We start from the raw sequence: 22497 nt of genomic DNA on the forward strand, positions 1-22497 counted from the left end.
GGGACTTTAGTCCACCAGGCCCCCGCTTTCGCGCCGCTTCTACTTCGTCGGAGCCCGCGGGGTGAAGCGCGGGGCCAGCGTCTGGAAGTAGATGTCCGAGGCGCCGTTCCGGCCACTCGACCAGAAGAACCAGAGGAGGCCCGGGCGACGGCGGTCGAGGTTCTGCGCGTTGAACGTGTCGTTCAGCGGGTCCAGCGCGATGCTCACGCCGGTCTCGCTGCCCACCGAATCCATCGGCAACGCCTGCTCGATGAACTCAGGGATCATCTTGACGGTCGCGTCCACCGTGATCGTGTTCCGCGGGTTGCCGCCCGAGTCCACCCCGTCGTACCGGATCTGGATCCCCCGGTCCTCCAGGTCGCTCGTGAAGAACACGCGACCGGTGGCGGGGTCCAGCTGGAACACGCGCTCCTGGGCCGTTCCCCAGTTCGTCACCTGGAAGTTCACCACCGAGCCGTCCGGGTTGAGCCGGATCGGGAACGGGAGCTGTACGCCGAAGCGGAGCGACTGGAAGAACGGTCGGGTCGCGGCGGAGCCGTCGGCAGAAGTCCGGGTGTAGGCCAGGATCGTGCGGTCGAAGCGCAACGGCGCGTCCACGTTCGGCCTGCCGCCGGCCTCGGTGCCCCAGTAGCTGAGGTCGCCGACAAGGTTCCGCTGCGGGTCGTTCGGGAACACCTTGACGCCGATGAAGCGGTCGTCAAAGGCGGAGGTCGCCGAACGGTAGTTCGCGCCGCCGGCCACGCTCACGCGGACGATCGACGGCTCCGCGCTCAGGAAGAGCCGCGCGTCGCGCCGAAGGATCGCCCCGGTAAAGCGCACGGAGCCGTTCTGGGTGTCCAGGATCGCCTGGCCGCCCAGCACCGTGTTGTAGCGCAGGGTGTCGGTGGTCGGGTCATAGGACTCGGTGTTCTTGTCCAAGATCGAGACCAGCGTCCCGTTCGCCTGGAGCTGGCGGACGTCGAGGTTGTCGAAGGAGCGCTGCTCGTTTCGCCAGAGCATGCCCGGCGACCAGTAGATGCCCGTGTCCGGGTCGAGCGTCAGCTCGTCTGTCCGCAGGGGGCTATAGAGGAACGGGGAGCGGCCCCGGGGGGCGCCGCTCGTCTCGCCCGCGATGCGGGCCATATAGACCTCGCTGTTGCGCCGGCCGCGCACCTTCGCAGTGAAGGTGAGGTCGATGCGGGCGTTCTGGTCGTCGTTGCGGAAGCGGCGCATCACCACGCTCGGGGAACCGGCGTTCTCGAACGCCGACCCAAGGTTCAGGCTGCCCGTCCGCCAATTGCCGCCGCCCTGATAGGAGGCGAACAGGATCTGCGGCAAGCCGCCCGAAGCGGACGTGACATAGGCCGTGAAGCGCCCGTTCGAACCTTGGACCAGGCTCGGACGGCCCTTGCGGCCCGTCGTATCGATCGGCGCGGCGAGGACGTCCGCCGGGCTCGCCGTCACGGAGCCGTCGCCACCGAAGGTGACCGGCACCACGAAGAGCTGGCTCAGGGTCGTCACGTTGCCCGCCTGGTCGCGCTTGTTCGCCTCGCCGACGAACGCCATGTAGCGTTGGCCGCCAGGGGTGAACGGTCGCCCGTTCGGGTTCGGCGGGTCCATCAGGTTGAAGAACCCGGAGTTCGGGAAGACCGGCGAGCCGAACCGGACGCTCCGCGGGTCGATGGTCTCGCCCGCGCCGCCGTTATAGTCGAAGACGCTCAGCGGCGGGTCGATCACGACGCCGTGGCGGAACCAACGGTCGGCCGTGCTGGCGCTCCAACCGTTCAAGTCCTGCACCGGGCTCTGGCTGAGGCCGGGGATGCTGCCGAGGACCGACTGAAGCGAACCGATATAGATGCGCCAGGGATCCGGCGCCGTCAGGTCGTTCTCGCCCCGGGTCTTCGGGATCCAGGCCGGTTGGTCGTTGGTATCGACCCGGTTCGAGGCCCAAGCCACGAAGAGGTTGCCGAGACCGTCGCGCATCGCGGTCGGCTGGACGTTCGAGAACGCAAAGTCCTCGTTGCCCGAGACCACGTTTTCGACCATCGGCGCGCCATCGCGGGAGGGCGCGTTCGTCAGCCGCCCCTCGCTCACGTTGAAGCGCAGGGTGAGGCCAGGGTCAGAGAACGCTTCGACCGAGTCCAGCGAAGGGTTGTCCGCGCTCGGGTCCGAGGCCGTGGACTCGTTGTCGAAGGCAAAGATCTGCCTGACGTAGGCGCCGCTCGGGGCCCCGATCGGCGCGGTGACGCCGACCTTCGGGTCGCCCGGGGGGACCGCCGCCGTGTCGAAGAGGTAGCCGCCCAGAGTCCGGAGCCCGGCGTTCGCCCGACTTCGCGGGTTGATGTTGAACCGCGTCGCCGTGAGGTCGCCCGGCCTTGGCTTTTGCATGATGTTCCGGCCCAGGAGGTCGAAGTTCGTGCGGACGCCCGGCGAATAGCGCGGGTCGATCGACGAGTGCATGTGGTAAGCGGCATCGAGCCAAGCAAGCTCGTGCTGTCCCGGCATGAACATCTCGACCGGCCGCGTCTGGTTGCCTTCCGTGAAGAACTTCGCCAGTCGCAGGTTCAAGACGTTCACGTTGCCATCGTTCAGCACGGCGAACGGCTGGAAGAGGTCGTCGTACCGGTTGTTCCACGGGCCGTAGAGCGTCGAGGAGTTCCACGGGTCGATCGGGCCGCCCGTCGCACCACCGTTGTAGCCGCCGCCCGCGGGGAGCGAGCCGAGGTCCACGGTCGGGGTGTCGAACTTCACCTCTTTGGCGACCGCGACGTTCATGCCAAGGCCGAACGTGCGGTAGACCTCGCCGGACTCGCCCGGGGAGAGACCCTGCTGGGAGTCCACGTAGACGATCTGGCTGCCGTAATAGCCGCGCAGGCTCGGCGGCTGGTACCGCGGGATCAAGAGGGTGGTGTCGAAGCGGCTCGCGTTCAAGCTTCGGCCAAGCTGGGCCTCGTAACCGGCCTTTGTCCGGTAGAGGTCTTGCTCCGCCTGCTGGATTGTCGGCGAGACCAGGGTGACGCCGCTCGTGAAGAGCGGGTTTTCGACCGTGCCGAAGAGGCTTGCGCTCACCGAGATGTTGTCGCGCCGCACGTCCGGATAGTCGAGGCTCCGGTTCGGGACGAGGGTCGGGTAGTCCTCAAAGCCCGGATAGGTGACGCCGGTGTTCGCCGTGAGCGGGTAGTAGACGCCGCCCGTCGGGTTGCCCGTATCGACCACCCAGGCCACGTCTCGCGGCCCGACGCGGACGTTGGCAAGGCCACGGCCCATCAGGACCCAGTTCAGACTGCGGTCGAAGACGAAGACCTGTTGGAAGCCCGCGTTGCCGTGCGTCAGCAGGTCGCCCTTGCTGGTCGGGGTCGGCCCGAGCAGGCCGTCCGGCTCCGGCGGCACCGTCTGCAGCTGGTCCGTGATCGTGTTGCCGTTCGTAAAGAAGCGGCGGTACTCGTTCGTGCTCGTGTCCGCAGGAAGCGGGAAGCGCCCGTCGGTCCCCTCGATGCCCACCGATTTGAACGGGCCCGAAGGGTCGCTGTATCTGATGCTGATCGAGATCGGGTTCGCGATGTAGTAGTCCGGGTCGTTCACCGTGAAGCCGGGGCCGCGCTTCAGGTGGACCTGCGAACTGGCGACCCCGCGTTGGCCCGGCGCGATGGCGCGGACGTTGAGGTAGCCGGGGCCGGGGCTGACGCCTGCCGCGCCTTGGGTCATCAACGGGATCGTCGTGACGCAGATCGCAGAGGTGTTGTCGTTCAGCGGACGCACCGGGATCTGCCGGCGCTGGGTGGCTCGCTGGTCACCGCTCAGTTCGAACTCGAGATAGTAGTTCGCGAACTGGCCGGAGAGGATCGGCAGGTCGTAGACGAGCACGTACATCGTCTCGCCGAAGTCGAAGTGCCGCCGGTCGATCTCCTCGCCCGTCACGATCGCGTCGAGCGTCGCGCGGTCGAGGTTGCCAAAGTCGGCCGCCTCTCGCAGTTGCTCATAACCGGCCGGGCTCAGCAAGATGATCTTGTTCTGGTCGAGGATGTCGTTCAGCTCGTCGGCCGGGTTGTTCGGCTCGATGATCTGGTCGGCCGGCGGGTCGCCCGGGGTGATCGGGTTGATGTTGTTGTCGTCGTTCGAGTTGAACGCGTACATGAACCCGCTGCTGTCGCCGGTGTAGAACCAGGACTGGCCCGCCTCAAAACCGCCAGTGGCGATGGAAGCGCGCTGTTCTGAGCCGTCGAGCGAGTAGCCCCAGATAACGTGCGTGTTCGACCGGTTCAAGAAGCCCATGGCCTCGAACCCGATGAGGGTCCCGCTCAGGCCGGGGACGAGGACGGTCGAGACAGGCCCGACGATGTTCCGGTTGTTGTCGTAGGCGCGCAGGTAGACGAAGCGGGGGCCTGCGGCGGCGCCGGTCGTCTCGCCGTCCACCGACCAGAAGACACTGCCGTCCGCCGGGTTCAGCGCGGCGAACTTGCCCGCCTGGTCGACGACGTAGAGGGCGTCGCTGTTCACGGGCACCCGGGCCGCGCCGGGGTTCGTGAAGGTCGAGCCGACCGGGGGATCGATGAGCCAAGAGTCGGGGACCGCCAGGGCAGAGGCGCGCCGGAAGGAGACGAAGTCGCCGTTGGCGTCGCCCGTCTGCTGCCAGGAGACCGTCCCGTCGCCCGCGTTGATCGCCACGACCAAGCCGTCGTTGCTATTCTGGGCCGTCGTGGTCGTGACGAAGACCTTGTCGAAGGAGCAGGTCGGCGTCGCCAAGATCGGTCCGAGCGGCGTGGCGTTTGCGAGCGGGTACTGCCAGGCGACGGAGGTCGTCCGCGTCGCCGGGTTGCCGGCCGGGTCAAGCGCGTAGACCCGCCCTTCCTGCGTCCCGACGATCACGCGCTGGATGCCGCCGACGTCGGAAAGCGCGACCGAGGCGACGAGCGGGCGCAAGGGCGCCGTCATCGGCAGGTCGGGAGTCGAAGGGTTGTAGTCGTCCGGGAACGTCCAACGACGGCTCGTAGTCTGGTCGCCGCGGCCAGCCATGTCCAGGGAATAGACCCGGCCGTTCCGCCCCGCGATGACGAGGGTGTCGGAGCCGCCTACGTTCACAACCATGGCGGAACTCGTGTCGAACCCGGTCGGAACTTCCGCGATGCCGTCCTTCCCGTCGAACGCCGGGGTGGCGTTCGGGTCGGTCGCCGTCTCAGAAGGATAGACCCAGTAGACTTGCGGGGGGTTGCCGGTCTGCGGGTCGCCGTGCGCGTCCATGCAGTAGAGCCGTCCGTTCTCCATGGCGACGACGACGACGTCTCGCTGCACGGGGACACCGCCGACCGTCACGCGGGTGTCCGCGAAAACGGGGGTCGAGGTGACGCGAAGGTCGGCCTTGCGGACGAAACGGACAGCGTCCGCGTAAACGTCGCGTCCCGCGTCGTCAAGCCGGTTCGTCCGGTTCGTGATCGCCACCTTGAGCGGGGCCGCCTCGGAGTTGACATAGCCCTCCTCCGGCTGGAACTCAAGGGTGCGCCAACCCGCGTTACCGAAGCTCTGGTCGAGCGTCGCGGTATCGACGACGGCATTGCCCTGGAGCACCTGGACCTGGGTGCCGCGGGCAAGGGACCCGTCGCCAGGAAGCCAGACTTGCACGAAGTACCGCCCTTCCGGCAGGTTCGAGGTGAAGAGCGCCTGCTCCGTCGCGGCCGCCGTCACAGACGGCGTGGTGAGATAGTTCGGGCCGATGTTGTTCGCGCCCGAGTTCTGTAGCGTGAATCCGGGCGTCGCGCTGGAGCCCGCGCTCAGGTTGTCCTGCTTGACGCGCTGCTCGGACCGGTTCGTCGCCGGGGTGTTCGGGTCCGGGCCGAGGACGAAGTCGCGCTTCGCCTGGGCATAGCGGGCGAGCTCGCCCGCGCTGTCGTCGGCCGGCCGTCTCGCGGGCCAGGACCAAACCTGGTTGAACCGCTTCGGCTGGAGGCTGTTGGCGACTGCGCCGTTATAGGTGTAACTCGTGACCGCGCCGATCTCGTACTGGCGGCCGAGCTCGCCGATCGTGCTGCTCTCGTTCCTCGCGCCGATCACGCGCCAGGGAAGCTGCACCAGGCCGCCACCCGGCGGCTGGTTCTGAAGTCGGCCGACGACAGGCGTCGCCAAGATCGGGGCCGAAGCTTGGTTGGCCAGGCTCACGATCTCACAAGAGTCGGCATAGACCAACTGGTTGCCCGGATTCGCCTGGGGGTCGAGCGGCAACCCGCTCGGGGCCAAAGGCGTCGTGTTGTAAAGCGTGACGCTGATGATCGTGCCGGTCGGCCGGTACGTCCGCGAAGTCGTCTGGCCGTTGTTCCCGAGCCGGACGCGCCCGCCCGCGTTCGAGTCGTACTCGATGACCTGGTTCTCGTCCGCGGTCGTACCGGAGACGCGGTAGACCCAATACTTCTGCGGGAAGAGGGGGGTCGAGACGTTGGGGTCGGAGTTGGTGTCCGTCGGGCCCGCCGGGAGGTTGACGTAGAGCTCGTACTCGGTGTTCGGGTCGAGGTTGACGAACTGCCACTGATAGGCGGCCGTCGCGCCCAGGGTCGGATTGTCCGGGTTGGTGCCGAGCGCGGTCGCGGAGAAGCGGTAATAGGGCGTCGGAGGCCCGTTGAACGTGTAGTTGAACGCGATCGGGCTGAAGCCGGAGAGCACGGGGACAAAGGTTCCTAGGACGATCGAGGTGTTGCCCGTCGTGCTCGACTCGTCGTTGTCAAGGGTCGCGCGCACAGAGCGCACGGGGTCCCACCAGCGCAAGAACCCACGGCCGGCGTTGTTCCAGTTCGTGGGGCTGCCGCCGAGGGAGGTCGGCAGACCGCTGCGGGAGGACTGGCCGCCCTCCACCCGGAACTCTTGGGCCGTGGCGATGATCGCCAGGGCCGCTACGCCGACGGCCGCCAGGCTCTGGGCAAGCTTCTCGATCGACGGTCTTTTCATCCTGTTAACTCCAAATCGCATTACAAGTGGGGGTCGTCACTGTCTCTGGGCATAGGTGGGGCCGATCAAGCGGCGCGCGCCGACGATCGGAGGCAGCTCGAACTTCACGCTAAGCCGCTGGAACCCAAGGTTCAATTTGTTGAGGGCGAAGCCGGGGTCGTCCGGGTCGCCGTCGAAGCCGCCGTCCAGGAGCAACACTTCGCCCTCGAACCGGGCGTCGTTGGCCCTGCGGCCGACGTAGCCGTTCACCACGAGGACCTCGCCCGAATCCAGGCGGCGCGCGTACATCGGGATCGTCCCGCGCGGGTTGCCCGCCATCTCGTTCGGGTCGAACGGGGCGCTGCCGCGTCGACGCATACCCAGGTAGGCCTCGTTCGGCATCATCCATCTTACGACCCACGGAGAGGCGCTATTGTTCGGCGGGACCTGGACTAACTCGTAGACGCCCGTCGTGTCCGCGACCATCACGCCGAGTTGGCGCGCGTTGCCCACGGTCACATAGCGCAAGGTCACCGAGCGAATTCCCGCGAACTTCTGCCTCCGAGCCGGCTCGTTCGTCGGCGGAGAGCTGAAGGTCCAGGTGTTCGGCGGGTCTTCGCGCAGGAACGTATTGGCGTTGATCGCAGGGTAGACGAACTCCGTGATCACCGCCGTCTGCGCTCCGTCGTAAAGCACGACGCCGCCGTAGCCGCTCGTCCGGTCGGTCTCCTGGACGCTGCCGGTGAGCCCGAAGGTGCCCCGGCCCGGCTCGACGTTCCCGAAGGCGAGCGCGACCACCGTCCGCGGGACGTTGTTCATGTCCGCGACCTGGACACGGGCCAAGCTGTTATAGCTGTAGTTCTTGCCGCTGAGCTCTTCCGGCGTGTGCCAATAGAGCATGCCGAGCGCGGGGCGCTGCACGCCTTGGTCGTCGGTATAGATCACCGGCCCCAGGTTGCGACCCGCCGCGTCCGAGATGAACCGGTCGACAAGCTCGACGACGCGGAAGTTGCCCGAATCGGCGATGAGCACGTGCCGCCAGATCTCGTAGTCCTGCGGGTTCGAGAACGGGATATCGGCCCGTCGCTCGAACGTGTCGAACGCGATGACGTCCTTCGGACGCTTCAGCTTTGTGGACTCGCCTGGCAAGGAGCCGCTCGGCGCGCCCTGTTCGGGCAGCCCGTTCGGCCGGAACTGCGAGTCGATCCGGAACTCGGAGATCGAGCGGAGCTCCCTCGCGGACGCGTCCATCTTAACCACGCGGTTGTTGCCCGTGTCCACGACCCAAAGGTCGTTCTCACCGGCCGGATAGGCGCGGGTCGGCTCGCTCAGGGGCTGGGCCACTCCGGCGGGGCCGGTCGAGGCCTCTTGGCCCGTCACGAAGGTCTGATCGGTCGACCAAAGCGGGTTCCCGGCCGGGTCGAACCGGCTGATGCGGCCGGAGTCGGCCACGATAAAGTCAGCCTTGCTGAAGACGTAGAGGCTGCCCTCGCCGGTCGCGGCGAGCGAGCCGTCGCCGACCGCGACATTGGTGACGTCCTTCTCGTCCAGCGCAGCCTGGAGGACGCGGATGCGGAGGTCGTCGAGGCTCTCGATGCCCGCGAACTGGGGCCACTTGAACGCGTTCGCCACCCGGATGTCCCGGAAGGGGTTGCCCGGGTCGGCGATGATCACGCTGTAAAGTTGGTTGTTCCAGGGACGGGTCGAATTGGGGCGCAGGAACTCGTCGTTCGCGCTAACGTTCGCGGCGATCGCCGTGATCAGACCACGGCTCGGGATCGGGAAGCCGAAGCCGCTCGTGAGAAGGCCCGCGAAGATGCTCGCGCCGCCCATGTAGAGCGTCTCGCCCGCCACCTGGGGCGGGGCGACCACGTTGTAGCCGTTAAAGACCGAGTACCACTGGAGCGGGGTCCATCGACCGGCGCTGCGTCCGGCGATCAGGCGGCCGTTGTCGGCCAGGGCCTCGGGCTCCACGACCGTGTCGGTACTGCCGCCTCGGCGCACGATGATCGGCATGCTCAGGTTGATCGAGTCCCTCAGGCGCCCCTTCGTGGCCGAGGCGAGGTTCGTCAGGATCACGCGGGAGCGCGTCGAATTCGGGATGGGCTCGACCGTGAACTGGCCCTGGTTCAGCACGCTGAACTGCTCGGGCGTCGCCTTGTCCGTGCTGAGAGAAAGGTCCGGCTGGACGATCTGGAAGCTGTTGTCCGTGCCTTCGATCTCGAAGGTCGCTGTGGGCGGGTCGGCCCTGAAGCAGAACAGCACCGCCGTCGGCGAGTCGTTGCCGAAAATGCGCTTGACGGGGGACGCGATGGCGAAGACGTTGTCGCCCTTTACGACCGGGCCTCCCACAAACTTCCAGTTCTGCAACGGCTGGTTGAGGAAGTTGCGCAGAGGGGTCTTGAGGACGATGTCGTCCTCGTCGCTCACCACCGGCGGGATCGGGAAGGAGTCGGCCTGGCCGCTCGCCCCGTTCAGGCTGTAGGTCACCGCGCCGTAGACGTCGTACCGCGAGAGCATCGAGAACTCGCCCCGGCCCCTGTCCTCGCGGAACGCGTAGAAGGTCGCGCTCTGCGCGCCCGTGGTGTGCGAGGCGAGCACGAAGACGGCGCCGGTCGGCCCTATGGCCGGGCTGCCGATGATCCGCCGCGCAAAGTTCTGGTCGTCCGGGATCTCGATGTTGCCGCGGATGTAGTTGTCGTAGGCGGTCTGGCCGAACCCCGAGCCGGCCTGCCCCCAGTCGACCGAATAGTCGAGCCGCCATTGGACGTCGTCCGCAGTCGTCTGGGTCTGTCTCCCGTCGTAGTCGTAGACGGGCCGGGTGGCGCGCAGTCCCATCTGGAGCGTGCCCTTCGGGTTCTCCGTGACGGTGCCGTCGAACGTCTGCGCCATCTCTGCGGCGGTGAAGGGCTCGCCCGTAGGCTTCAGGATCGTCACCTTGAGCCCGAGCGAGGGGTAGCGCGGGTTCGTGTCCAGGTAGATCGGCAGGCCGTTGTAGGAGGCCCGCGTCGTGATCGTCATCGTGTTGCCGTTCAGTTCGCGGCGGATCGGCACTTCGCCGCGCGCCCCGAGCCACGTGCTCGCCAGGCTGGCCGGCCGCGGCTGCACGCCGGTGCCCGGTTGGGCGACGGAGTAAACGACGCGGTCCATGCCGCCAGAGGCGTCCTGGATCGGGATGTAGCCGATCGCGGGAGCGGCGCTCGGCTCGCTCAGCCGCTGGCTGTTCGTGATCTGCCAATCGTTCGTGGTGGTGAGCCGCTCGAGCCTGTCCACATCAATCGCCCAGAGCCTGCCGACCGTCTGGCCGAGGTTCGACTGGGCAGAGTCGGTGATGATCGCGATCCCTTCTTGCACCGTCGGGGCGTAGGGGCCGGACGGGTTCGGCACAGAGCCGTTCGGCGGCTGGATGGTCGTCGCCGGGGCCACGTTGCTTAGCGGCCCGCCCGTCGGCTGGAGGGGGAAGACGCTGACGTTGCTGTCGTTGTCCGTCACCCAGATCTGGGTGCCGCCCAGGGGCGAGTTCGGCGAGGTGACGATGGTGGGGGCAGAGACTCGCGTGCCCAAGACTTGGCTGTACCAAAGGAGGTCTGCGTCGACCCCGATGGGATCGGGGAGGCCGTCGTCCGGGTTGCCGTCGCCGTCCAGGTCACGGTCGGGCTTGGCGTCGTAGACGTAAACGCGGCCCTCTTTCGCGACGACGACGCGGCCTTCCACAAGCGCGGGGGCGTCGCCGAGCTGGAAGCTGCCGCCTTGCTGCGAGTCGTCGAAGCGCCGGAGCAGCGGGGCGGTGACGTCCACGGAGGTCGAACCCGACCGGCGGCTGCCGGAGTTGCTCGTGCGGCTGTCGCCGCCGAGAGAGATAAGGTTCACCGCGAACTTCGCGGCGGCGCGGAAACCGGGGTCTGCCACGGGGGAGAAGCTACGGAACCCGCGGTTGGTCTGCAGGACGTTCGAGAACGCGGGGTTGAACCCCTTGTTCAGGTTCGCGCTGATCCCGAGGGTCGAGACCACGACGTGCCCCTCGCCGATGCTGCCTTCGGCCACGGCGCGCAGGCTTGTGTTGCCCAGGGTCCCCGCCACCGGAGTGAGACGGAACGAGTCGGGCGGGATCCACCGGAGGAACGTGTCCGCCGGGCCGAGGTCCGCCGCGTCGATCGGCGAGGTCATGAAGAAGTTGGCCGTGAACGGGTTGCGCGCTTGCAGCAGTTCGGCGATGGTAAAGCCGTTGGGGAACCGGAGGAGGGGGTGGTCCAGGTTCGCGTCGAGGCCCGTGCTGCCGGGCGTCGAAAACTTGAACGGAAGCGGGACCGGGTTCGCCAGGTCAAGTCCGGGAGAGAAGCCGCTGTCGTTGATGACGTCCACCCAGAGGATGCCGCCCTGGTCCACAAACCGCCGCAGGCGGTCGCGCTCGACCGGGGTCAGCTGGATGCCGCCCGCGTTCGGGGCATTGCCCGAAAGAGGCAGGAGCAGGACGTCGTAGCGCGCGAGCGCCGCGTCGTCGGTGGAGGAGAGGAGGACCTCCCAATAGGGCGCGTCCGCCTTGGTCAGGCGGGTGCCGACCGCGGGCGTGTTTACGTCGATCGCGCGCCAGCGGTTGAACTGCTCCGTGCCGAGCACCGTCTGGGCGAGGGGACTGGAGAAGGCCCACTTAGCGGGCCGGACGTTGAGGTCCTGTCCGAGCTGGTACCAGACGTGGGGGACCGCGTTCGATGGGACGCCGTTCGTCAGCTGGCTCTCCAGCACGACCACGCCGGCCCGGACGTTGACAGTCTGGCGGGCGTAGTTCGTCGGCTGGCCCCAGCCAAGGGCGGCAAGGGCGGTCGCAAGGACGATAAGAAGCTTGTTGCGGTTCACGGGTTCACCTCTCCGAAGTAGTCGAGTGTCGGGCTGACCGGGAGCCTCGGCATCGGAGGCAGGACACGGCCAAGGGAGTCGGCGCGCAGCGGCGTGCGCCCGTCCGAGGTCGCCGTTCCGATCGCAGGGTCGTAGACGATAGTCAGGTTAGGAACGGTCGGTTCGGCGGCCAGGTCGCGCCCGTCCGTATGGCTCACGGGGATGCGTCGGCCCGTCGCGCCGATGGCGCGCGGGATCCAGCCCCACTTGCGGAGCCACTCAGCCTGGGCGCTGATCGGGGCGGGCATGTTCTCGCTAACCGCGCCGACGATCGTCACCTTGACGTCGAGCGGCTCGGCGTAGAACGGCACTTCGGGCGAATGGCCGAAAAGTTGGAAGCGGCGCAGGTTGGCCTCGGCGTCGTTCATGCCCGGGTAGAGCCCGCTCGCCGAGCGGTCCAGCCACGCGAGGCGCGTGTCCTGGCTGTTCAAGTTGAACCAGTTGCCCGGGATCACGAAGAAGCTGCCTTCCTCGGCGTACATCGCGGCTTCGATCCGCACGTCGTGCGGGGCGATCGCGGTCCTCGCCGCCAGATAGTTCTTGTTCGGCAGGTTGCCGACCCCGTTCAGCCGGACTCGGAAGTAGGTGGGGTCTTGGACGGCGAGCGCGTAGACGCCCGTCGTGCCGCCGGCGTCCGACAGCTGGCGTCCGCTATAGGTGAAAGCGCTCCCTACGAGCGGCATCGCGACGGACTCGAAACGGGGGTAGCCGTTGCGCGACGGGTCGCCAAGGCCATAGACCGGGATGTTCGGCTGGCCCCCGGTGAAGAACCGGTCGGCCGCGTTGAAGCGGACCGTCGAACCGCCAAAGTCGATCAGGCGCGGGTAAAGGAACGAGCCCCAAGAGCCGCCCGAAAGATAGGTGCCCGGGTAGACGTCCATCGAGACGAAGCTCGGGCCGTTGTCGTCCGCGGCCGAAGCCGTGACCAGGTGCGCCGTCAGGGCGGAGTTGCTGGACCATTCGCGGTAGCTGTTCGCGTAGGGCCGCCAGGTGCTCGGGTTCGCGGGGTTTCCTCCCTGGGTCTGCGGGTCGAGCAGGAAGGCCGTCTCGAGCAGGATCTCGGGCTTGTCGATGCGAAGCTCGAACGGGTTTGGCGCGTCGGTCGAGCGGTTCTCGTCCTTCTCCTCCACCGTCTCGCCCGGCGCGGGGCCGAAGAAGAGGGTCGTGTTCAGGCAGACGTAGTCGCGCGCCATGAGCATGGCCGCGGACCGGCTCGGCCGCGTAAGCACGCGCCCCAGCTCGTCGATGGTGCCCTTCGTGATGCTCCCGTCGACGTACACGGTGCCGCCCGAGACCACCGTGAGCTGCTGGTCGGTCGGGATGACGCCGCGCACCCGCACGTCGCCCACGAAGTAGAGGACGCCGTTGAACAGGCGGCCGCTCTGGCGGAAGTCGTCGTCGCTGAGCGAGCCCCCGGGACGGCCGACCAGCGCCGGTTGCGTCACGGAGTCGAGCACCATGGTCTGGAAGTCGCCCGAGCCCGCCGGGTATTCGACCGTGCGGAGGCGGAAGCGCGCCCGCGACTGGTTCGTGTTCTGCCCGTTCAGGTCGCGCCACGAGCCCTGCGAACTGCGCGAGTCGCGCACGATCTCGAAACCGTCCGGCAACAGCCGGAGCGACGCGGCAAGCGGGATATAGAAGGGGCCGCGCCAGCCCTGGGAATTCGGGTTGTTGGGAGTGAGCCAGTCGTTCGCGAGCGACTTGACCGCGCCCGCGACTTGGCGCTCGTCCTGGTTGCTAGTGTTGCCGCGCTCGCTGGAATCGACGTAGACGCCGCGGCCCAGGCCGAACCGGCCCACGTTGCGCCCGTTGACCAAGGCGCCGCTGTCGCGCGTGAGCGAGAGGTAGCGGTCGTTGCCGCTCTGCGGATCCTGGTCCATCATAGACGGCGGGTCCTTGCGGGCGGCCCCGCGCACATAGCCGTCGCGGTCTTGCTTGGCGGTGCCGTCGCGCAACACCGAGCCAAGGGTCGAGAAGATCTCGTCCACGCTCTCGAGCGGGTACTGGTTGTTGCCCGGGCGCGCCGTCACGACCAGTGGGGTGTTCACCGTGCTCGGAACGGTCTGGAGGTTGTCCTGCCAGCCGCTCTGCCAGACGCCGCCCGTATAGACCTGGCGGGCGATGCGGAGCATCGAGGCGGCCCCTGCGGGCCGGATCTCGCCCGCCACGGACCACTCTTCGTTCAGGAAGCTGTTCAAGACGATGTCGTTGCGTCCGAAGACCACCAGGTCCGCGTTCGAGTGCAGCGAGCCGCCGCCGGGGACGGAGCCCCAGTTGTTGCCCTGGCCCGGCGTGCCGTCCGGCACGGCGCGCCCCCAAGCGAGGGTGCCGACGACGGGGAGCACCTCGCCCGGCTGGTAGGGCGCCTGCCCGTCGCCATAGACCGCGCCGATGCCGGCCTCGTCGAACGGGTCGCGCGCGTTCGGGTTGAACTCGGAAGTCGGGAAGCCGATCTCGGCCGGGCGGCTGACCTTGTACTTGTTCGTGATGTACCGGGCCGTCTCCACGATGCCGATCGAGGCGAAGGCGATCATCCGGCGCGAGCCGATGATGATCGAGTCGAGGTGGCGCAGCCGCCCAAGGCGGGGGCCGAGCTCGGCCTGCTTCTCCGCGTAGTCCGCGAAGCCCTGTACCTTGACCCGCTCCGCGAGCAGGAGGCTGGGGTCCACGCGGCCGCCCGTGAGGAGTCCGCCAGGGCGGCCGATCACTTCGATCACGATGTTGCCGCGCGCCTTGCCGGGCTGGCGGAGCTGCCCGGTCGGGTTGGCGAAGGCGTCGTAGTCCGCAGGCGAGTACCGCACGCGGACGAGGGCGCGGCCGCGCTCGAAGAAGACGCGCGAATAGGCGCCGAGGCCGTCCGGCCCGCCTAGGTCGTTGCTTAAGAGCGGGACGCCGGTGTCGCTCGGCACGCCGAAAGGCGAGGCGGGGCGAAGATAAAGGGCGTCGGGATCCTTGGAGAACCCTTGGGCGTCCGCGCTCGGCGGGGTCGGCGCCGGACGCCAGTCCGCCCCGAGGGCGGAGTAGCGAAGCTGGTAGTGGGCAAGGTCGATGCCGGCCCGGGCGAGGTCGGTCGCGACGTTGCGCTCCTGTCCCCGCGCCGCGTTGCTGATGTTCGTCGAGAGGATGCTCGCGAAGGCGAAGCCCAGCGTCACCAGCACGCCAAGCAGGATGATGGCGATGACCAGGGTCTGGCCGCGCCGCTCGCGGCTCCCGTTTCGAATCGTTCTAATCTGCCCCATAGCCTTCACCGGATAAAGTTGCGAACCTCGGACGAGCCGCGGACGGTGATCGTCTGCGGGTTCGGGATGTTCTGGACCTGCGGATAGTTCTTGATCGTCAAGGTCACTTCCAGAACCTGCGACGAGTCGTAGTCGACCGCGAGGACGTCGTTGGGCTCAGTGTATTGGAAGCGGTAGGAGACGTAGATGTTCCCCGTCGGGACGAACCCCCCGTTGTCGCGGAAGGCGCTCGGGACGGGCTCGCCGAACCGCGAGTTGAGCTCAAGGTAGCCCGCCCGGTAGGGCGCCTGGAGCACGGCCTGCACGAAGTCGTCCGGGTCGTAGCTAAGCGGGTCGTACGGGGGCACCGTGATGCCCGCGCGCTGCCAGTCCGGCTCCGGCTGGTCCGTGTAGTTGACGTAGTACTGGTTGGGGCCGACCGGGCGCGTCGCCGACCGCTGGTAGCGGACGTAGCGGCCGTAGTTCGGGCCGGGCCTCTGGTCCGGGCCGACGACCTCCTCGCTGCCCGGCGTCACGAAGGCGCGGGCGAGCCCGGTGCGCGGGTCGAGCGGGCCGGCGCTGCCGTCCGCCTGGCTGGCGAGGCGGAGGTCGATATACCGCTTGACGTACTGCGTCCGGTCGAGGCCCGGGGCAAGCGTCGGCCAGTCGTGCCAAAGCTTGTTGAACCGTCGGTTGACGGGGCGGAAGACCTCGTCGTTCCAGTTCCCCGTGTTCACGTCCGGGTCGTTGTTCGGCGTGAAGTCCTGCGGCGCCCCATTGTCGTTGAAGGGGCTGACGCGCACGCCCGTCCCGAGCGAGGGGTCGCCCGCGCTCTGGGCGGACTCCTGAGCGTAGGTGGGGACGCGAAGGTTGTAGGGGACGGTGGGGTCGGAGCCGACCTCTTGGATCGGGAAGCTCGCCGTGACCTTGCCCGAGCGGGGCTCCGGCACGACGGGGACGAACAGGCGCCGCCAGTCCGGGTTGCGCGCCGCCAGCCAGCCGCTCCGCTGGTCCGCGTCCAGGATCGCCTGGGTGAAGGCGTACGGTCGGTTGAAGCTGTTATTGAACCCGAGCGACTTGGGCAGGGCCGCGATCTGGACGTAGCGGGTCACGTCGAAGAGCTCGATGCCCTCGTCCTCGGAGGCCATCGTGTTGCGGTCGTAGCCGAAGATGCTGAAGCGTTCTCGGCCCGAGTCCTTCCAGGTGCGCGCCACCAAGTACGGGTCGCCGCTGTCCCAACGAAGGCGCACGTCGCCGGCGGTGGGCCCGGTCGGGGGCGGGTTGTACTGACCGGGCAGCACGCTCGGCCAGAGCCGCATGAAGAGGTTCGACCAGGAGCCGTACTGCGTGGTGTAGACGTCGGGCCCCGCCTTCTCGATGTTGAAGGCCTCTTCGCCCGTCCTCGCCGTGAGCTGCCCGACGGCGGGCTCGCTCGTCACGCGCACCGGCTGGAAGCGGACCAGCGGCACGAGCCGCGGGCGGTTGTTGTCGTAGACGACCTTTCCGGCACTGGCCAAGGCAGGCGCGATCATGTCGTACCGGCTCGTCTCGGTGACGACCACGGCGCGGCGCAGCCAATTCTTTATCCGGGCCGCCTTTGCGAGCCCTTGTTGGGTGAGGGCGCCGGTCTGGTAGTCCGCCTCGGCGCCGGGGAGCAGGGTGAAGAAGGCGGGATCGTCCAAATCGTCCGGCTCGCCGTCGTTGTCCGCGTCCAGGAAGAGGTCCGTGTTCACCACGAAGCGAAGGTCGTTGTTGACCCTCCTCCAGACCTTGGGCTGGAACTCGACGCGGTACAGCACGAAAAGGTTGTCCTGGCGGGAGTTCCGCTCCAGGAGCAGGCCGTCGTAGGGGTTGTTGTAAGTGCCGGGACGCTCGGGCACGCCGTCCCCGTCCACGTCGACGACAGGTTCGCGGAGGCCCACGAAGTAGCGCGTGATCGAGGAGCCGGCCCGCGCCGGAAGGTTGTACTGGCCCTTAGGGGTCACGAGCGTCGGGTCTTCCTTGCCCGTGTCCGGGTTGATGAAGGCGCCGCTCGGGCCGCGCACCGGGTCGCCCTGGGCCGGGCTCACGATGTCGATCTTGGTGAAGGGCAGCCGCACGAGTTCGAACGTGTTCAAGTTCTGGCCGGGGACGACGACGTCCACCGCCCCGCGTTCGCCGCCGTTGTCGCGGACGGCCGCGCCATTGCCGATCTCAGCCTCCAACCTCCGGATCAGCGTCCGGGCCCGGTCCTGCGCGTCGGCGAAGCCTTGCGCGGCGCGGGTCAGGTTAAAGCCCTGGATGATCGGGACGGCGATGATCGTCAGCAGGATCGCTGTGATCGCAATGACGGTGATCAGCTCGATCAGGGTGAATCCACGAAACTTCTTCATTACCGTCCTCCGACCTGCATGCTTTCCGTCTCCGACCTGCGATAGCTGCGCATCCACTCCTCCAGCGAGCGGTAGTTCTGCTCTGGGTCGCCCGTCAGGGAGAAGTAAGACGAGTTCCAGAGCACGCGGACCTTGACCGAGGCCCCGCGGACACGCCGGGCCGCGTAGCCCTGGCTGAAGTCGAACACGGTGCTTTGCCCGGCCCTGCCGCGGATGTCCGCATAGGCCACGTTCCGCGGCCCGTCCAGGCCGTCGATCTCGAGCTCCTGGTCATAGATCGGGTACGGCTGCACGCCTGGGGCCGAGACCCACATCTCCCCGACCACCACTTTCTGGCCCAGGTCGGCGATCGGGAAGTAGATCCGATAGGGGTCGCCCTGGGGGTTGCCGTTGCCGTCGAAGGTGCCACCGACCAGGCACTCGCCCGGCCCGAGCCCGTTGGCCCGGAAAACCCAAGCGGTTCGGTACTGGCGAGTGGCCTTGAAGGGCTGCACCGACCACTCGCCGGAACCCATATAGTAGGCACGGAGGCTATGGCCGCTCATGTCCGGGGAGAGGATGGGATCGGTCCACGGCTGGTTCGGGTCGGTCGTCGGGTACGAGACGTAAAGGTTCACGCCCGGCACGTTCGGGTCGCAATCGCGGAACGTCACGAACCCGCGGAGGTAGTCCACCGTGTAGCCGCTGCGCGCGTCGCCCGGCAGGCCGCCGAGCACGATGCCGCCCGAATCCGTGTCCACGAGCACAAAGTCGTTCTGCTCCTTGTCCTGGGCGTTGGGCGCCTTCAGGTTCGGGACGGCGAGGTCGACGCCCGTGTAGGGGACTTGGTCCGCACCGAGCCTCCGCAAGTTGCGCACGACGTTCACGGAGAGCTTGACCGTGTCGCCCACGGCGGGCACCCGAAAGTCGTCGCGGATGATGCGCCAGTCGAAGACGGTGTAGTCGACCCGCGCGATCAGCGGCTCCGTCCGGCCGCCCGAAGTCCGGACGCGGAAGTCGAACGCCTCGGGGTTGACGACGATCGTGCCGACCGCGAACCCGCGCCCGCTCTGCGTGTTCTTGCCGTAGCCGAGCACCTTGTACTGGTAGGGGTCGGCGGCGTCGAACAGGTCGTCGCGCCGCAGTTCCTTAAAGACGCGCTGGCACCGGACGCTCCCCCCTTCGACCCCGATGAACTTGGAGGGGTCGAACTGGTTCGCGCCGCCGTTCAGGTCAGGCAGGGCCACAAGCTGCTTCAGCGAGACGACCCAGTAGTTCCCGTAGGGCGACGCATAGGGTTGCGACTGGTTCGGGTCGAGGTTGGCCTGCACGATCACGTCGTACTGTTCGCCGTTGGGGCCGTTGTCATAGATGAAGCTGAAGGAGACGCGGTACTTGACGGCCGCGTTCGAATACGGCAGCCAGATCTGGTCCTCGCCGTCGAACGGCTCGCCGGAGACCGTGCCGCCCCCGTCCACGAGGTAGAACTCCCAGCTGTTCGGCCGCCGACGGTCCGAGGGCTGGTTGAAATTGCGGTCGCCGCGGCGGCGCACCATGTCGTTGCCGTAAACCTGCAAGACCCCGTCCTCACCGACCAGCGTGTTCGCGTCGTTGTAGTAATAGGCCGGGCCGAACGTGAGTTGCACGAGGCTGCCCAGATAGTCGCCGGTCGTGTCCTTGATGGTCCGGGGGCCGGGCACCGGCTTCGTCTCGCCGATGACGCGGGTGAAGAGGTTCGGGCCGCTCACGTGGTACCACTTGCCGACCGGGTTGCCGTTCACCACGACGTCGCCGTTCACGTTGATCCGTCCGAACCCGTCGGTGTCCAGCTGCGGCATAAGGTCGCCGGGGCGGCGGTTCGTGTCGATCTGGACGCGGACGCCGCTCGCCGTGTTCACATAGACCACGGGCACGATCATCTCGGCGAGCTGCCCCTGCTGGCCCAAGATCCGCGCCATCTCGCTCTTGGCGAGTTGGGCGGCCACGGTGTTGTTCCGGGTGGCGCGCAAGAGGGCGAGGCCGGGCGGGAAGATCTGGACGACGGCGAGGATGCCGACGAGCAGGATCACGATGACCACCAGCACCTCGATCAGCGAGGTTCCGTTCCGTTCGCGGCGGCGGGGCATAGCGTTCTCAGTCACGGGTGTCGGATCCGGCGAGCGCCGGCGGGTCAGGGCAGGATTCTCCAGGAACGCTGCGAAAGCTTGATCGAGTCGTACGGCTTGGCGGAGCCGCCCACAAAGACGGCGAGGTCCGCCCGGCCTTCCGTGGGCACGGTCGGCCGCTGGTAGTCGCGGAAAAGAGTGTTCCAGAACATCACGGTGCCGTCCGGCGGCTCGGAGTAGCCCAGTTGGCGCGGGTCGTCAAAGGCGTTCCCGCCCTGGTTGATCGCGAACTCCGTCCAGAAGAGCGAGTAACGCATCTCGAAGTGCGAGGCGCCGTTGTCCTGCCGGTTCGTCTCGGTCACGTCGTAGCCCGAGACCTTATAGAACGCGAGTTGGCGCGACTGGTCGCTGCACGGGCGCAGGTCGTTGCAGACGGGTTCAGGATCGTCCAGATAGTTGTAGGCCTGGCGCGCTCCGGCGACGTCGTCGCCCGAATCAATCCTGCCGTCCCCGTTCAGGTCGAGCTCAGGGGCAGAGCCGGCCGCCCGAGGGTCGGCCGCAGGCCAGACCGCCGTCGTCAGGTCCGCGTTGCTCGCCCGGACATAGCTTGGCTTGAAGGTGACCAGGGAGTCGACCCGCCGAGGGTAGAGGAAGGAGCGCACCCGGTCCGCCGGGATCAGCTGTCCGCCGTTCCCGCTGGAATATTGCGCGTAGCCCAAGACAGCAGGCGGGAAACCGCCCTGGTCCGCCTTGTAAAGCAACATGGCGGTGCGGATGGTGTTCATCGCGGAAATGTCCGCGCTCCTCGCCGCCGAACCCTTCGCCCGGGCGTAGACCGGGAAAATGGTGGCCGCAAGGATCGCGATGATCGCGATGACTGTAAGGAGCTCGATGAGCGTGATTGCTGAGTTCCGTCGCATATATCCCCTGCCGACTCCGGAGGTATGACTGCCCCCTTCGACCCCGTGTTCCAAAATCCCAGCGAAGAAACCTGACCCGGCGAATCTGGCACGACCCTTAGGGGCCGCCCTCCAGGTTCCGGACGTAGGCATCGATCGCGGATCTCAACGGCCCTTCGAAGACGACCGCGGCGATTGCCCCGGCGGCCAAATAAGGGCCAAACGGAATCATTGTGAGTTCTACCTGAGGCTCGTCTTCCAGTTCTTCGACCGAATAAGGGTTCTCTCCGAACCACAGTTCGTACAACTTTGGGACGAAAAGCCCGATAACGTCGATGCAAAGGACGTATCCGAGCCCGCACCAGACCAGCGAGCCGATGGATTCGGGCGCCTCGTCCTCCTCGGGCGTGCCCCCGGGCCGAATCGAAAAATCCGGGTTGCCCGGGATGGGAAGGTCGCCCGGGCCCTCCTCAGGATCCTTCACTTTGCCCGTCGCACGAAGGAGCACGATGAGAAGGCCGCCCACGGCCCCCAGGACCACGGCGATCCCAAAGCTGGCTAGCGCCAGGAAGGGAAAGAGGACGGCGCCGATCCCGCGCGCCATTTTGATGTCGCCGTGCCCCATCGCGTCCTTGCGGAAGAGGACGCGGCCCAGGAACGCTATGCCCCAGAGCACGCCGATGCCGGTGAGCGCCCCTGCGACGCTGGCCGGAAGCGGGCCGCTCCACGCCTCGGGCCGGCCCTGGTTCGCGAGCGCCAGGTTCTCACCCAGCCCGACGAACAGCATGAACGCGTTGACCTGGTCCGGGATGATGTAGTGGGCCAGGTCCGTAAAGATCGCCGCCACCAGGGCCCCCGTAAAGAGCATGTAGGCGACCGCGCGGACCGGGTCCCCGGTCGTGAAGGGGCCGCTCAGATGGATGTGCCAGATCGCGGCCCAAAGCGTGCCGGTGATCGCTTCGACGACGAGGTAGCGCGGGGAGACCCGCTCCTTGCAGTGGCGGCACCGCCCCCGGAGAAGGATCCAGCTGAGGATCGGTACGAGGTCGATCGCCGTCAGGCGGCTCTTGCAGCTCGGACAGAAGCTATAGGCGGGCCGCCACGAAGAGAGGCCCCTGGGAAGGCGGTAGACAATGACGTTGATGAAGCTGCCGACCGCAGCCCCGATCAGGAAACCGATTATCCAAGTCCACTCTGGAAACACTTGCCCTTCCTTGGACCCCCGCCCAATTGCGAGGCTACCGCATCCCTGATTGTCGGTTCGCCCCGCAAGGTTCGGCACCCGCGGGCGGCCTGGAAGGGCCAAACCGCCGCACAGGCGACCCCTCGCCCGAGGCCCGACGTCAGAATAGGAAAGATGTTGCCGCTGATCGCCGCCGCCCTGCTCGGGGCCCAAGCCTCCCCCTCCCACAGTTCGGTACGCCTCCTCGCGGGCGATTACAACCCCGGGCCGAACGCGAAACTCGAGATCGGGCTGGAAGTCAAGCTCGAACCGGGCTGGCACACCTATTGGCTGAACCCGGGCGACTCTGGCTCGCCGATCAAGGTGGACCTGACGTTGCCCGAAGGCTGGACCGCCGAGAACTGGCGCTGGCCCGCGCCCGACCGGTTTGAAACGGCCGGCATCGTCAGTTTTGGCTACAGCGAGCGCGCGGTTCTTCACGCCACCGTGACGACCGGGCCGACCCCCCTCGAAGCGGCCCAGATCAAGGCGGACGTCCGCCTCCTCGTCTGCGAGGACGCCTGCGTGCCCGAGAGCGGCTCCGCGACCCTTGACCTGAAATCTGGTCGCCAAGCGGACGCCGAGCTCGAAGAGACGGCAAAACTCATCCCGGCCATCGCGACCAACGCCAACGCCACCTTCGCCTGGGGGAAGCAGGTCGTCCTGGAGTTCGACACCGAAGTCTGGCCCGCCTCGGGCCATGTGCAGTTCTTCCCGGCCAAGCCCGGGACCATCGACCACGCGACCCCCGTGCTGGAAGCGGAAGGGTCTGCCGGCCATTGGACGTTGGAGTTGAAACCCTCCGAGTACCTCCAAGAGGTGCCGGAGACGCTCGAGGGGGTCGCGATCCCGGTGAACGCGAACGGCCGCGCCATTGGTCCGGCCCTTTGGATCTCGGCTAAAAAGAAAGCCTAGCGGGTG

8 protein-coding genes are annotated in these 22497 nt (G+C 67.4%); 1 reads left to right on the forward strand and 7 read right to left on the reverse strand.

Going from position 1 to position 22497, the window contains the following annotated elements; translation table 11 throughout:
* Positions 1-39: 39 nt before the first annotated feature.
* The 7 genes from KF733_12735 to KF733_12765 all read right to left on the reverse strand — a co-directional run bounded on the left by KF733_12735 (position 40) and on the right by KF733_12765 (position 21558).
* Positions 40-6909: a PQQ-binding-like beta-propeller repeat protein gene (locus KF733_12735; protein ID QYK55861.1), complete on the reverse strand. Its 6870-nt coding sequence runs from the start codon at positions 6907-6909 to the stop codon at positions 40-42.
* 36 nt (positions 6910-6945) lie between these two features.
* On the reverse strand, positions 6946-11742 hold the full coding sequence (locus KF733_12740) for a hypothetical protein (protein ID QYK55862.1): 4797 nt from the start codon (positions 11740-11742) through the stop codon (positions 6946-6948).
* Positions 11739-15020: a hypothetical protein gene (locus KF733_12745; GenBank protein ID QYK55863.1), complete on the reverse strand. Its 3282-nt coding sequence runs from the start codon at positions 15018-15020 to the stop codon at positions 11739-11741. Before KF733_12745 ends, KF733_12740 begins: the two co-directional genes overlap by 4 nt.
* A 5-nt stretch (positions 15021-15025) precedes the next feature.
* On the reverse strand, positions 15026-17371 hold the full coding sequence (locus KF733_12750; GenBank protein ID QYK55864.1) for a prepilin-type N-terminal cleavage/methylation domain-containing protein: 2346 nt from the start codon (positions 17369-17371) through the stop codon (positions 15026-15028).
* Entirely contained in the window at positions 17371-19491 is a 2121-nt protein-coding gene (locus KF733_12755) for a hypothetical protein (GenBank protein ID QYK55865.1), read from the reverse strand. The genes KF733_12750 and KF733_12755 overlap by 1 nt, the downstream gene beginning before the upstream one ends.
* A 29-nt stretch (positions 19492-19520) precedes the next feature.
* A complete protein-coding gene (locus tag KF733_12760) occupies positions 19521-20375 on the reverse strand; it encodes a prepilin-type N-terminal cleavage/methylation domain-containing protein (protein ID QYK55866.1) in 855 nt (284 codons plus the stop codon).
* Positions 20376-20472: 97 nt separating this feature from the next.
* A complete protein-coding gene (locus tag KF733_12765; GenBank protein ID QYK55867.1) occupies positions 20473-21558 on the reverse strand; it encodes a prepilin peptidase in 1086 nt (361 codons plus the stop codon).
* Positions 21559-21711: 153 nt separating this feature from the next.
* Between KF733_12765 and KF733_12770 the strand changes: the two genes are divergently transcribed.
* Positions 21712-22491 carry a hypothetical protein gene (locus KF733_12770; GenBank protein QYK55868.1) on the forward strand — a complete coding sequence of 260 codons (780 nt, stop codon included), beginning with the start codon at positions 21712-21714 and terminating at the stop codon, positions 22489-22491.
* The last annotated feature ends 6 nt before the right edge of the window (positions 22492-22497 follow it).

Source organism: Fimbriimonadaceae bacterium (assembly GCA_019454125.1).
In the GTDB taxonomy this organism is placed as follows: domain Bacteria; phylum Armatimonadota; class Fimbriimonadia; order Fimbriimonadales; family Fimbriimonadaceae; genus JALHNM01.

Coding starts and splice junctions, on each gene's coding strand:
- KF733_12735 (QYK55861.1), bottom strand. CDS start 6,909: ATGAAAAGACCGTCGATCGAGAAGCTTGCCCAGAGCCTGGCGGCCGTC.
- KF733_12745 (QYK55863.1), bottom strand. CDS start 15,020: ATGGGGCAGATTAGAACGATTCGAAACGGGAGCCGCGAGCGGCGCGGC.
- KF733_12750 (QYK55864.1), bottom strand. CDS start 17,371: ATGAAGAAGTTTCGTGGATTCACCCTGATCGAGCTGATCACCGTCATT.
- KF733_12760 (QYK55866.1), bottom strand. CDS start 20,375: ATGCGACGGAACTCAGCAATCACGCTCATCGAGCTCCTTACAGTCATC.
- KF733_12770 (QYK55868.1), top strand. CDS start 21,712: ATGTTGCCGCTGATCGCCGCCGCCCTGCTCGGGGCCCAAGCCTCCCCC.